The sequence below is a fragment of the Enterobacter cloacae complex sp. P40C2 genome, from assembly GCF_014930695.1.
In the GTDB taxonomy this organism is placed as follows: domain Bacteria; phylum Pseudomonadota; class Gammaproteobacteria; order Enterobacterales; family Enterobacteriaceae; genus Enterobacter; species Enterobacter pasteurii.
In genome coordinates this window covers 301,185-313,758 of the sequence record NZ_JADBRP010000003.1, presented here as the reverse complement: position 1 = coordinate 313,758, position 12,574 = coordinate 301,185, and the positions used below count along the sequence as shown (strand labels likewise).

General features: G+C 55.5%; 10 protein-coding genes. 7 read left to right on the top strand and 3 right to left on the bottom strand.

All coding sequences use genetic code 11. The annotated features are described in order from the left end of the window. Positions 1-233 precede the first annotated feature (233 nt). From hpaX to IM304_RS09165, 5 genes are all read left to right on the top strand, one after another. Positions 234-1,592, top strand: coding sequence for a 4-hydroxyphenylacetate permease (hpaX, locus tag IM304_RS09185; RefSeq protein WP_148418008.1), 1,359 nt, complete (start codon positions 234-236; stop codon positions 1,590-1,592). A gap of 31 nt (positions 1,593-1,623) precedes the next feature. Then, positions 1,624-2,604 carry a GlxA family transcriptional regulator gene (locus IM304_RS09180; RefSeq protein ID WP_176610076.1) on the top strand — a complete coding sequence of 327 codons (981 nt, stop codon included), beginning with the start codon at positions 1,624-1,626 and terminating at the stop codon, positions 2,602-2,604. A 78-nt stretch (positions 2,605-2,682) separates the two neighbouring features. Continuing rightward, positions 2,683-3,693, top strand: a complete 1,011-nt coding sequence (gene gap / locus IM304_RS09175; protein ID WP_193354593.1) for a type I glyceraldehyde-3-phosphate dehydrogenase — start codon at positions 2,683-2,685, stop codon at positions 3,691-3,693. Positions 3,694-3,911: 218 nt separating this feature from the next. After that, on the top strand, positions 3,912-4,616 hold the full coding sequence (locus tag IM304_RS09170; protein WP_193354595.1) for a hypothetical protein: 705 nt from the start codon (positions 3,912-3,914) through the stop codon (positions 4,614-4,616). 210 nt (positions 4,617-4,826) lie between these two features. After that, on the top strand, positions 4,827-5,306 hold the full coding sequence (locus tag IM304_RS09165) for a type VI secretion system tube protein TssD (protein ID WP_193354597.1): 480 nt from the start codon (positions 4,827-4,829) through the stop codon (positions 5,304-5,306). A gap of 47 nt (positions 5,307-5,353) precedes the next feature. Here the strand turns inward: IM304_RS09165 and IM304_RS09160 are convergent, their stop codons facing one another. Beyond that, complete coding sequence (locus tag IM304_RS09160; protein WP_193354598.1) at positions 5,354-6,541, bottom strand: MFS transporter; 1,188 nt, start codon at positions 6,539-6,541, stop codon at positions 5,354-5,356. A 115-nt stretch (positions 6,542-6,656) separates the two neighbouring features. Between IM304_RS09160 and IM304_RS09155 the strand changes: the two genes are divergently transcribed. After that, a complete protein-coding gene (locus IM304_RS09155) occupies positions 6,657-7,613 on the top strand; it encodes an AraC family transcriptional regulator (RefSeq protein ID WP_193354600.1) in 957 nt (318 codons plus the stop codon). Between the two features lie 13 nt (positions 7,614-7,626). On the opposite strand, the gene IM304_RS09150 is transcribed toward IM304_RS09155, so the two are convergent. Next, complete coding sequence (locus IM304_RS09150) at positions 7,627-9,003, bottom strand: carbohydrate porin (RefSeq protein ID WP_193354601.1); 1,377 nt, start codon at positions 9,001-9,003, stop codon at positions 7,627-7,629. A 94-nt stretch (positions 9,004-9,097) separates the two neighbouring features. After that, positions 9,098-10,456 carry a glycoside-pentoside-hexuronide (GPH):cation symporter gene (locus IM304_RS09145; RefSeq protein WP_148418014.1) on the bottom strand — a complete coding sequence of 453 codons (1,359 nt, stop codon included), beginning with the start codon at positions 10,454-10,456 and terminating at the stop codon, positions 9,098-9,100. Positions 10,457-10,822: 366 nt separating this feature from the next. On the opposite strand from IM304_RS09145, the gene IM304_RS09140 reads away from it, so the two are divergent. Beyond that, positions 10,823-12,505: an alpha,alpha-trehalase gene (locus tag IM304_RS09140; protein ID WP_193354602.1), complete on the top strand. Its 1,683-nt coding sequence runs from the start codon at positions 10,823-10,825 to the stop codon at positions 12,503-12,505. Positions 12,506-12,574 lie beyond the last annotated feature (69 nt).

Genomic DNA, 12,574 nt, shown 5'->3' with positions numbered 1-12,574 from the left:
GCGATTATACCCTGCGGCCCGGTGACGGACATAGCAGCAATGCGCGTAACGCTGGCGTTTCAGCCCCTTACCGCCGGGCATTAGCGATCCGGATCGCAATATGATTCATAAATGCTATGCAATTAACAATTACGTATCATTTTTCGAACATTGAATTGACGTCCTGCCTGGCTATTTTCTATACGTTAGCCGACCTGCACTCTCATTCTAATAATCGCAATGTGGAGCTTTTCATGAACGCACCTCCCGCTCAACCGCCTCTGGATCCGCGTCAGCAAGCCGTTATCAAGAAACTGTTCCGTCGTTTAATCACTTTTTTATTTATTCTGTTTGTTTTTTCCTACCTCGACCGCATCAACATCGGCTTCGCCGGCCTGACGATGGGCAAAGATCTGGGGCTGACCAGCACCATGTTTGGCCTGGCAACCACGCTGTTTTACGTGATGTACGTGATTTGCGGCATTCCCAGTAACGTGATGCTGAGTATCGTCGGCGCGCGCCGCTGGATAGCGATCCTGATGGTGATCTGGGGCATTGCCTCTACCGCAACCATGTTCGCCACCGGACCAAACAGCCTGTACGTGCTGCGCATGCTGGTGGGGATAGCGGAGGCGGGCTTCCTGCCGGGGCTGCTGCTCTATTTAACCTACTGGTTCCCGGCCCACTACCGCGCCCGGGCAAATGCCCTGTTTATGATTGCCATGCCGGTAACGATGGCGCTTGGATCGCTGGCTTCCGGCTATATCCTGAACATGGACGGACTGTTAAATCTCAAAGGCTGGCAGTGGCTGTTCCTGCTGGAAGGTTTCCCGTCGGTACTGCTGGGGCTGGTGGTCTGGTTCTGGCTGGATGACAGCCCGGCGAAGGCCAAATGGCTTACCGAGGACGATAAGGCCTGCCTGAACGAGATGCTGGAAGCCGATAAGGTAGCGCTGCAAACTTCGCAGCTGGCGGCAAGCGCGGCTGTGCTGCCTCAGCGTAGCATGGCGCGGGAGCTCTTTACGCCAGTCATCATTTTGTACACCGTAGCCTATTTCTGCCTGACGAATACCCTGAGCGCGCTGAGCGTCTGGACGCCGCTGATTTTGCGCAGCTTTAACGAAAGCAGCAGCAACGTCACAATCGGTATTCTGAGCGCCATACCTCAGGTTTGTACCATCGTCGCCATGGTGTGGTGGAGTAAGCGATCTGACCGCCTGAACGAGCGCAAGGCGCATACGCTGCTGCCTTATCTGTTTGCCGCCGCGGGCTGGATATTGACCGCCACCAGCACTACCCCACTATGGCAGTTTGCCGGGATCGTTATGGCCTCGGCGGGCGCCTTTGCCGCAATGGTCATCTTCTGGACTACGCCGGATCGCTATATCTCCCTGCGCGCGCGGGCGGTGGGTATCGCGGTCATTAACGCCACCGGCATGACCGGCGCGGCGCTCGGTCCCCTGCTGATGGGCTGGATGAAAGATGTCACGGGGAACTTTAACGCCGGGATTTTCATGGTGGCCGGATTCCTGGTGCTGGGGGCACTGATTATCGCCGTTATTCCGATGAAAAAGGTCAGCGCGCCCGAGGCGGCGCCATCACCGGCCGCTTGACTTATTTTGCAATAAAGGTACTTTTCAGGACATGAAGAAGATCCTGATTATCGTCCCTGACGGCGGCATGCTGTTCGAAGCCGCCGGTATTGCAGACATCCTGATGCAGGCCAACCGGCTGCACCCGGACGGCCTTGCGCAGCCCCGCTATCGCATCATTATTGCCACCACGCAGCCGCATCAGGTGATCCACGGCCAGTCCGGATTAAACCTGCTGGCGGACTACCGCCTGCCGGAGCTGGATCCGCGCGAGCCGCTGGACACCATCATCATTACCGGACGCGGCATGAATGAGCAGGAGAGCACCGCCGTAGTGGACTGGCTGCACCTTGCCGCGCCGCATGCGCGACGCGTTGCCTCCATATGCGGCGGCGCCCTGCTGCTGGCACAGGCGGGGCTGCTCGACGGGCGGCGGGCAACCACCCACTGGCGTCTTCTGGAGACGCTGCAAACCCTCTATCCTGCGGTTAACGTTGTGGGCGGCCCGCTCTATATTCAGGATGGCTCCGTCTGGACTTCCGGCGGCGTCAGCTCCGGTTTTGACCTAACCCTGGCGCTGGTGGAGGACGATTACGGCTTTACCCTGGCACGCAACGTGGCGCAGGACATGGTGATGTACCTGAGACGTCCCGGCGGTCAGCTCCAGTTCAGCCGCTATAGCCTGGAGCAGTCCGCCGCAGCCGGCCCCGTCAGCGAGCTGCAAAGCTGGATCCTGCAGCACCTCACCGCCGATTTGTGCGTCGAAAAGCTGGCAGAACGGGTGGCGATGAGTCCCCGCAATTTCACCCGCGTGTTTACCCGTGACGCCGGCGTGCCTCCCGCCCGCTACGTCACGGAGGCTCGCCTGGCCGCCGCCCGACAGCTTCTTGAACAGACCCATGATTCACTTGAAGCCATTGCCGAAAAAAGCGGGTTTGGTACCAGCATTAACCTGCGCCGCGTTTTTGAAAAGCAGCTCCACCTGACGCCGGGAGAATACCGCCAGCGCTTCCACTGTCGCAAAATGGCGTAATGTGATCCTTTTTTGTCATTTACGCCATCCCGACCGACGCCTACAGTGACTCCAGACAACACAGATAAGGAGTGCATCATGGTTAAGGTCGGTATTAACGGTTTCGGCCGTATCGGACGTAACGTCCTGCGCGCGGCGCTGGGCAACCCTGACCTTCAGATTGTGGCCATTAACGATCTGACGGACAGTAAAACCCTCGCCCATCTGCTGAAATATGACTCACTGCTGGGCACGCTGCCGGTGCCCGTTGAAGCGGCGGACGGCGCGCTCCAGGTGGACGGCCAGCGCATCACCGTATTTAGCGAACGCGATCCGGCCAACATCCGCTGGAAAGACGCGGGCGTCGAGGTGGTAATCGAAGCCACCGGATTCTTTACCGAGCGAGAAAAAGCGGCGGTGCATATCTCGAGCGGCGGCGCGAAACGCGTCATCATTTCCGCGCCGGGCAAAAACGATGACCTGACGGTGGTGATGGGCGTGAACGACGGGCTGTACGATCCGGCACAGCACTTCGTGGTCAGCAACGGGAGCTGCACCACTAACGGACTGGCGCCGGCCGCGCAGGTGCTGCACCAGCAGTTTGGCATTGAGCACGGTCTGATGAACACCACCCATGCGTACACCAACAGCCAGGCGCTGCACGACCAGCCCGAGAAAGATCTGCGCGGCGCACGCGCGGCGGCGCTGTCGATTGTGCCTTACTCCAGCGGCGCGGCGAAAGCGCTGGGGAAAGTGATCCCCTCCCTCGACGGCAAGCTGACCGGGTACTCCCTGCGCGTGCCGGTTCCGGTGGTATCGATTGTCGACCTGACCGTAACGCTGAGCCGCGATGTGACCGCCGGAGAGGTCAATGACGCGTTCCGTCAGGCAGCCGCCAGCGGACCGCTGAAGGGCATTCTGGGCTACAGCGATGAACCGCTGGTCTCCAGCGACTATCAGGGCGACCCGCGCTCTTCCATCATCGACGGGCTTTCCACGCTGGTTATTGGCGGGAACATGGTGAAAATCCTTTCCTGGTATGACAACGAGTGGGGATTCTCAAATCGCCTGGTGGATCTGGCGGTACTGATGGATAAGAAAGGGTTATAAGATTTAAGCCGGGGGCGCTTGGGTCCCCCCGGCCTGTAGGGTATTTAGTTGATTAATGTGTTCCGCAATATTTATCTTATCAATTCTTAAAGGCCACTCATCACCTGATAAAATATATAAGCCCTTTGGTTTTAATAAATATCAGTCCTGAGAGTGCGATCACTTTTCTTTTTTTGCATAGCAGTCATTATTGATCCCACCAACAACAGGGATAAATAATGCATTACAGCAAATCAATTATAGAAAAAATAGGTTCCGATAAAGATCTCGCTTTAAGGCTAGACCATGCTGTTGCAGGGGTTAAAGATGGAGCCATTGAATATTTAAATAATCTTGGCGATGCTACTACACGTTTACTCTATTATAGCTCTTGCTTCACTGATAATTACTTTGATGTATGTAAAAAACTGGCTTCCGAAGACAAAAGGTTCATGTTAGGCATTGTAGAATTAGTTAAACATAGAGATTTAATAATCCGCATGGTTAAGATATATATAGAAACAATGCTGAAAAATAGAAGTGAGCATGAGAAACAAAGTATACTCGAAAAAGTCATTCCCTTCACGACAGGTTATTCAGTAAAGCAAGTCTCTAAAACAGGCCTGATTTACGTTGTAGCAAAATATATATGCTATGGCAATAAAATGAACACCGCTGTACAAAATGCCTTAATGAAAAAAGTTGCCGGGCGAATGGGAGGCGCACTTTTAGCCTTAAACGCCTATGCCCTGGTTCAACACGCGGCTGAAAGCGCAAATAACCTTAAGACATCCCTGCCATTATTTTACCAGGCTTTATATTTAGAGAGAATTGAAATGATGTATTTTCTCATCGAACCGGTAATTATGAAAGCTGGTTATTTGAATATTTACACAGCATCAGACGATGATATCACTAATGCATTTATAAAATTGATCCGGTAATGAAAAAGTTCATCAAGAGCCTTATTAGAATCATCCTGGAAGACTTGAAGAATGATTTTAAAGCCTATGCTTCTATTTTTGTTATTGTGGTTTTATCCACGATACCAGCAAACTTCATTGAGAATGATATAACCGCAATCCTTACCATAGGGGTGATTGCTGTAGTTGTTCTTTACGTTTTCTATTTCTACGAACCCAAAGGATAAATAAATGTCTACCCCAGCACATATTTGGTTTACGGATGAAAACAATGACCCCATTCCAGGAGAATGTTTAATGCCTTCAAGATTGGGCTCTACCGAACTTAAATGCTTTAACCATTCTGTCTGGATACCCACCTGTTCGAACACCGGGAAATTGACAGGAACACGACTACATATTCCTGTTACCTTTGAGAAAGAAATAGACCGCATCACTCCCTATCTCTTTCGAGCCGTATGTACAGGGAGAATGTTCAAAACGGCATTGATTAAAATGTATAAAATTAATGACGCCGGGATGGAGTATGAATACTTCAACATAACGCTGGAAAATGTGAAGATAACCCGGATCTCCCCAGTCCTGCATCCACTTGGTATCGCCAGCGCGCACATGGAGGAGGTTGAAGTGCGTTATGAAGCCATTGAATGGAAATATTGTGACGGAAATATCAGGTTTAAAGATACCTGGAATGAGAGGGCGACGGCATAATACCAGTACAGCCGATAATCCCCTCTCCCGCAGGAGAGGGGAAGTTATTACTCCGCTTTAACCTTCACACCCATAAGCACAATGACCATCGCCGTGACCAGCAGGAAACCGCTTCCGGCAAAGACCCCGCTGGCACCGTTAAGGTCAAACACCGCCCCGCCACCTGCCGCGCCCGCGCCGATGGCAAACTGGATGGATGCCACCAGCAGGCCCCCTGCACTTTCCGCTTCATCCGGAACGGTGGTAGCAAGCCACGTTGACCAGCCCACCGGCACCAGACCAAAGGCAAAGCCCCACATCGCCACCAGCAGTCCGTCCAGTATTGCCAGATGGCCAAACGCCACCATAGCGAGTGCCAGCATCCCCATGGCGAACGGGACCAGCGCCAGCGTCAGGCGCAGATTGCGCGCCAGCAGGTGTCCGGCAACGGAGGTACCGATAAAGTTGGCAATACCAAAGCCCAGCAGGATCAGGGAGATGCTTTCCACGCTCGCCTGCCCCACCGTTTCGAGGAACGGACGCAGGTAGGTGAAGAAGGCGAAATGGCCGCTGAAGATAAGGATCGTCGCCAGCATTCCGCCAATCATCCCCGGACGACGCAGCACGCGGAACAGCGTACTCAGGCTCCCGCTGCTCTCCGGCTTCATGGACGGCAGGACCCAGAGCTGCCACAGCAGCGCCAGCACGCTCGGCAGAATGCACAGGATAAACACGTTACGCCAGCCGATCAGGCTGCCGAGATAGCTGCCCAGCGGCGCCGCAACCACCGTAGCAATCGAAACGCTGGAGAAGATCACCGCCAGCGCTTTTGGCACTTTATCGGCAGGGACCAGACGCATCGCCGTCGCGGTCGACATCGCCCAGAATCCCCCGATGGCAATGCCCAGCAGCAGGCGCCCCATCAGCAAAACGTGAAGCCCGGGCGCAAAGGCCACCAGCAGGCTGGAGACGATTTGCAGCACCGAGAAAAACATCAGCACCCAGCGCCGGTCGATACTTTTGGTCGCGGGGGTAATCAGCAGCCCGGTCACCAGCGCCACGAGGGCGGTGGCGGTAACGGCCTGTCCCGCCATTCCCTCACTCACCTCCAGGCTCGCGGCCATCGGCGTTAACAAACTGGCGGGCAGAAACTCTGCCGTTATCAAACCGAATACCCCCAGCCCCAGGGAATAAACCGCCCGCCAGGCAGGTTTTGCCGGCGCTACGGCCTCTCTCGCCGCGACACATGAGTTCATCTGTTGTACTCCCGTTATAGAAATGTGACTAATGTCGCAAAAGCATAGAGAGTTCAGCATGGACGATCTATGACATATAATCTCCACTTATTGATTATTCGTCCGGAGTTATGCCATGACCGTTACGTCACCCGATTTGATCAGCGAACTGCTGCGCGGCATGCGCCTGTCGGGCGTGAAGTATCGACGGATTGAAGCCAGCGCGCCGTTTGGCGTGGCCTTCCATCAGGCCGCAGGTAAGGCGCAATTTCATTTTGTCAGCCACGGCACTGCCCTGCTGCGTATGGAGAGCGGCGCGACGTTCCCGCTTAACGGCGGCGACGCGCTGTTCATCCCAAACGGCAACGCCCACGCCCTGCTCTCGGATGAACGCGCCGATATCACCCCGGTCAGCGCCTTTCCGGGAGAACCCCTTTGCGGTTCGGTCTGCGCTATCACCTGCGATCCGTGTCCGGACAAGGAGAAAACCATCATCTTCAGCGGATGTATGGATTTTGAGCTGGGGGGCATGCAGCCTCTGATCAAAGCCATGCCGGAAGTCATGATGGTGAGCCGGCTGATGTCAACCTGGCCGGAGATCCACCCGCTGCTTGCGGCGATGGAGCGCGAATCGATGACGCGCCAGGCCGGATTCGCGGGGATCCTGGCTCGCCTTGCGGACGTGGTCGCCGCGCTGATTGTTCGCGGCTGGGTGGAGGCGGGATGCGGTAACGCCACCGGATGGGTGCAGGTGCTGCGTGACCCGCGCCTGAGCCGGGCCATTTACGCAATGCACCAGCAGCCGGGCCTGAACTGGAGCGTGGCGGACCTCGCGAAAGAAGCCGGCACCTCCCGGTCCGTGTTTGCCGAGCGCTTTCTCGCCGCGACGGGCACCACGCCGGCCAGATACCTCAGCGAGCTGAGGATGCGGCTGGCCATTCAGTATATTCGTCATGAAAATCAGCCGATTGAAGCGGTCGCGCTGCGGCTGGGTTACGGCTCTCTGGCGGCGTTCAGCCGGGCGTTTAAGCGGATTATCGGGCATGCACCGGGCACGCTGCGGGAAGCCAGCCAGGCCCCGGAGGAGGCCTGACTGGCGAACGGCATCAGAAGTAGTATTTAAAGCGCACGCGTCCGCCGTAGCGATCGTCATTCCGGTCATCGCCCTCGTTCGGATGCGCTTCCACCCAGGACGCGTAGGCGCCAAGATAAATATTGAAGTTTTTCATCTTCATGACGTTCGGGATCAGGTATGAAGCATGCAGGGTGTGAATATCATAATCCCCAGGATCGGTGACCCAGCAGTCGCCGTCGCAGTCAGCGTCAAGGTTAGCGGCGTTGAAGCTATCGATCTGGTTATGCGCGTAGATATAGCCCAGCTCAAAATTACGCCATAAGGCATTTACGCCCGCGGTGAAATCCTTCTCGTCCGTGGCATCCATGTATGCGGTGTTCAGGTTCGCCACGATGCCGTTATCCGGGTCGGTTTTCTGCCCGTTCCACGTCATGGTGAAGCCGTAGCCAGTGCGGTCAGACTGATCCACCCAGTTCCCCGATCCGTCGCGGTAGCCGTAGGCGTTGTTGACAAGGTTGCTCTCCATCGCGAGGGCCGTCGAGAAGTTGCCCTCCTGCCAGGCAATAACCGGGCGAACGTAAGCGACGTTTTTATCGTTATCCAGATCCACGCCGTGATACTGCTGGTCTACAAACAGTGCGCTGCCGTCTTCCAGCAGGGTGTTAACCTCGAAATACCAGTTACCGAGGGTTTTGCTCAGCAGGAAGTTACCGCCGCTGTCGCTACGCCCCCGCCCCTCTTTCATCATGTAGATGTAGCCATAGCCGTCGCTGTAAAGATCGTTGGCCGTGTTGCCTGAATATTCAACGAAGGTGTCCTGATTCAGCGGGAACATGTCGTAGGCTTCGAAGCGGCCGACCTTCACCTGCCAGTCGTTTTCCGTGCCGAAGAAGAAAACGGCATCATCCAGATTCATTTTGCCCGTCAGGTCCGCCAGCGGCTGCACGGAGAAACCGGCAAAGTTGCCGTTTTCCATGCGCCTGTAGCCGTCAAAGCCCAGCAGAAGGCGTCCGTTAATATCCCAGCGTTCGTGGCTGCCGGGTGCCCAGTCCTTATTGGCCGACGTTTTTACAGAGGTTAAGCTGCCGGTCCTGCTGGCCGCGTCCATATTAAATTCGACGTCACCATAAAACTTAATATCCCCGTAGCCGGATAACGTCAGCTTCGGCGCCGCTTGCCCTGCGGCAGGCTCTGTAGATTCAACGACCACCGGATAAGTGGTAACGCCAATCCGCTGTTGTTCCAGAGCCTGAATTTGTGCTTCCGCCTTTGCCGCCCTTGATTCGGCCTTTTCGAGACGCGCCTCCAGCTGCGCCAGTTTATTTTCCAGCTGCCCGGTCTCTTTTTCTGCCATTGCTCCGGTAGTACAAAACGCACTGATAATAAGTGCAAGATATTTCACTTTCATCGACTCCATCCTCGTGAGTTAATCATTATTTCCTGACGGACACAGAGAACCTCACCGATAATTCGCATGAATTATCGGCTTACTGCTTCACCCCTTAAGAATGCGCAAATTCGCCTTTATTTAGATCACGCACCACGCCGTTCATGACGCTTTCGGTTAATTTATAAAACCTAATCGAGAAGGCGGTAAGTAAATAAAAGAATGACGGGATCAGCGTAAACAGCAGAATGACGCCCTGAACGGCGGTTTCCGATTGTACGGTGCTGTTCGACTCATAGTTGAACCAGGCCAACACCCATCCCAGAATTGCACCGCCGACGGCGACACCTAATTTAATCACGAATATATTGGCCGCCACATTCATTCCAGTAATACGACGCTGGGTTTTCCATTCGCCATAATTATTTGCATCGGTAATCATGGACCACTGGAGCGCGCCGTTGCCGCCCTGCACAATTTGAATAAGAATGTGGGCGATCAGTGGAATAGCCCAGAACTCCAGCGGCAGCCAGAAGCAGGCCACGCCCAGTGCCGCGTTCAGAATATTGATCCAGAACGAGAGTTTAACCTTGCAGAAACGGGTGCCGAACGGCTGGGCGAGCACGGAGCCAAGCATGGAGGCCAGCATCCCGCCGAGCATAAAGAACGAGATGACGTCCGCCCCCTTGTTGAGCACGGTATTGACGTAATAAACCACCGCGCCGCCGCGGATCACCACCGCCACCAGCATCATAAAGTTGTAGAGGGAAAGAACGCGCCACTGATCGTTACGAAAAAGAATCTTAACGTCTCGGGCGATGTTCAGATTCTCCTCTTTGATGGGCTGCACGCGCTCTCTGGTGGTTGCAAAGCAGACGATGAACATCAGGCACCCAATCGCGCCAAAAATCGCCATCGCCACCTGAATGCCGGTGGCTCTGTCACCGGGGCAGAGATAGTCCGCCAGGGGCAGAATGAGGGCGGTTCCAAGCGCACCGCCAATGGGGGTGATGGCAAATCGCCATGACTGTAGCGAGAGGTTTTCACGCGGGTCGGAGGTCAGCGCGGCGCCCAGGGAGCAATATGGAATATTAATGGCGGTATACATCAGGGTCATAAATATATATGCCCCGACGGCGTAATAAATTTTGCCGGTTTCGGTGAAGTTCGGAATGGAATAAACCAGTACACAGCTCACCGCAAAAGGAACGCATATCGCCAGTAGCCAGGGACGAAAACGCCCCCAGCGCGTTGAGGTTGCGTCGGCAATAGCCCCCATAACGGGATCGGTAATGGCGTCTAATAAACGCACCAGCAGAAACATGGTGCCCATTACGGCCGGCGGCAACCCATATATATCCGTATAGTAATACGCCAGAATGGCCACCGATGAGTCAAATACAATATGACTCGCTGCATCTCCCAGGCTATAGCCTATTTTTTCTTTGACCGGAATTTTTTCAGCCACCGACATCGCGTTACTCCTCGTTAATGAAACCCCTTTCTTTTATCGCGGTAATGTCGCCCGAGAGTGGCGCCACGTTCCATTATGTTTTTTCATCCCTTAATTATGTTTTTTGCTTTATGTGATCGTGACAATTAAAAGAAACCATTTGCCGACCACATTATGCGTAACGGATCGCACTTTATTTTTATATTCATCTGAACATTCACAATATCAATATTTCTCCGCATCGTCGGGGCTTTAAGCGCAGCGGTAAATAATCTGTATTTGTGCAAAATGCGACGTTCGACACGCGAAGCGCGGAATATTCGACTAAGGTTTTCAGGTGATTGACGACAGCGTGACCGCTGCTCAGCGAAATAAGGAGAAGTAACGATGATAACACCTCAAAAGCTGCGCCCTCGCCTCTTACCTCTGATCCTGGGCAGCGCGTTGCTCACGGTTGGCGCAGCAGGCAATGCGGAAGAGAAAATCTCTGGCCAGATCGCTTCACCTGATATCCTGCTCGGCCCCCTTTTCAGCGATGTTCAGAGCGCTAAACTGTTCCCGGATCAGAAAACCTTCGCGGATGCCGTTCCGAAAAGCGACCCGCTGACGATCCTGGCGGATTACCGGATGCAGCATACCCAGTCCGGTTTCGACCTGCGCCACTTCGTGGAGATGAACTTTATTCTGCCAAAGGAGGGTGAAAAATACGTTCCTCCCGAGGGCCAGAGCCTGCGCGAACACATTGACGATCTGTGGCCGGTTCTGACCCGCACAACCGATAAAGCCAACAAGTGGGATTCGCTCCTGCCCCTGCCGAAGCCGTACGTGGTGCCCGGAGGACGCTTTCGCGAGGTCTATTACTGGGACAGCTATTTCACCATGCTGGGGCTGGCCGAGAGCGGGCACTGGGACAAGATTAGCGACATGGTGGACAACTTCGCTTACGAGCTCGACAGCTGGGGCCATATCCCCAACGGCAACCGCAGCTACTACCTGAGCCGCTCGCAGCCGCCGTTCTTCTCGCTGATGGTGGAGCTGCTGGCCACGCACGACAGCGAGGCGTTAAAGAAATACCGTCCGCAGATGGAGAAAGAGTATGCCTACTGGATGGAGGGGGCGGATGGGCTTCAGCCCGGCCAGGCGAACAAGCGCGTGGTGAAGCTGGACGACGGCTCCCTTCTCAACCGCTACTGGGACGATCGGGACACCCCGCGCCCCGAGTCGTGGCTGGATGACGTTACCACCGCCAAAAATAACCCCGACCGTCCGGCCACGGAGATTTACCGCGATCTGCGCGCCGCCGCCGCGTCGGGCTGGGATTTCAGCTCCCGCTGGATGGACGATCCGCAAAAGCTGGGCACCATTCGCACCACCAGCATCGTGCCGGTGGATCTGAATGCCCTGATGTTTAAGATGGAAAAACTGCTGGCCCGCGCCAGCCGGGAAGACGGCGATGCCGCCAGCGCAGGCAAATATGACGCGCTGGCCTCGGCGCGCCAGAAGGCCATGGAGAGCCACCTGTGGAACGATAAAGAGGGCTGGTACGCGGATTACGATCTGAAAAGCAAGAAGGTGCGCAACCAGCTAACGGCCGCGGCCCTCTTCCCGCTGTACGTTAAGGCGGCATCACAGGATCGCGCGGATAAGGTGGCGGCCGCCTCATCAGCGCGCCTGCTGAAGCCGGGCGGTATTTCTACCACGACCGTCAATAGCGGACAGCAGTGGGATGCGCCGAACGGCTGGGCGCCGCTACAGTGGGTGGCCGTGGAAGGGTTACAAAACTATGGCCAGCAGAAAGTGGCGATGGACGTGACCTGGCGTTTCCTGAAAAACGTTCAGCATACCTACGATCGCGAGAAGAAGCTGGTTGAGAAGTACGACGTCTCCTCGACCGGAACCGGCGGTGGCGGCGGTGAGTATCCGCTGCAGGACGGTTTCGGCTGGAGCAACGGCGTGACGCTCAGGATGCTGGACATGGTCTGCCCGAAAGAGAAGCCGTGCGACAGCGTGCCGGAGAATCAGCCTGCGGCAAACGACGATGTGGCGTCCGAGAAGCAGGCGGCGCAGTAGCGCCCCCTGACCCTCTCCCCGGCGGGGCGAGGGTCAGGATCCGTTCCGGCTAGCGGCCCGGTAGCGTTA

Bases quoted from the DNA above. Each gene is read 5' to 3' on its own strand.
- hpaX (WP_148418008.1), top strand. From the start codon at position 234: ATGAACGCACCTCCCGCTCAACCGCCTCTGGATCCGCGTCAGCAAGCC.
- IM304_RS09180 (WP_176610076.1), top strand. From the start codon at position 1,624: ATGAAGAAGATCCTGATTATCGTCCCTGACGGCGGCATGCTGTTCGAA.
- gap (WP_193354593.1), top strand. From the start codon at position 2,683: ATGGTTAAGGTCGGTATTAACGGTTTCGGCCGTATCGGACGTAACGTC.
- IM304_RS09170 (WP_193354595.1), top strand. From the start codon at position 3,912: ATGCATTACAGCAAATCAATTATAGAAAAAATAGGTTCCGATAAAGAT.
- IM304_RS09165 (WP_193354597.1), top strand. From the start codon at position 4,827: ATGTCTACCCCAGCACATATTTGGTTTACGGATGAAAACAATGACCCC.
- IM304_RS09160 (WP_193354598.1), bottom strand. From the start codon at position 6,541: ATGAACTCATGTGTCGCGGCGAGAGAGGCCGTAGCGCCGGCAAAACCT.
- IM304_RS09155 (WP_193354600.1), top strand. From the start codon at position 6,657: ATGACCGTTACGTCACCCGATTTGATCAGCGAACTGCTGCGCGGCATG.
- IM304_RS09150 (WP_193354601.1), bottom strand. From the start codon at position 9,003: ATGAAAGTGAAATATCTTGCACTTATTATCAGTGCGTTTTGTACTACC.
- IM304_RS09145 (WP_148418014.1), bottom strand. From the start codon at position 10,456: ATGTCGGTGGCTGAAAAAATTCCGGTCAAAGAAAAAATAGGCTATAGC.
- IM304_RS09140 (WP_193354602.1), top strand. From the start codon at position 10,823: ATGATAACACCTCAAAAGCTGCGCCCTCGCCTCTTACCTCTGATCCTG.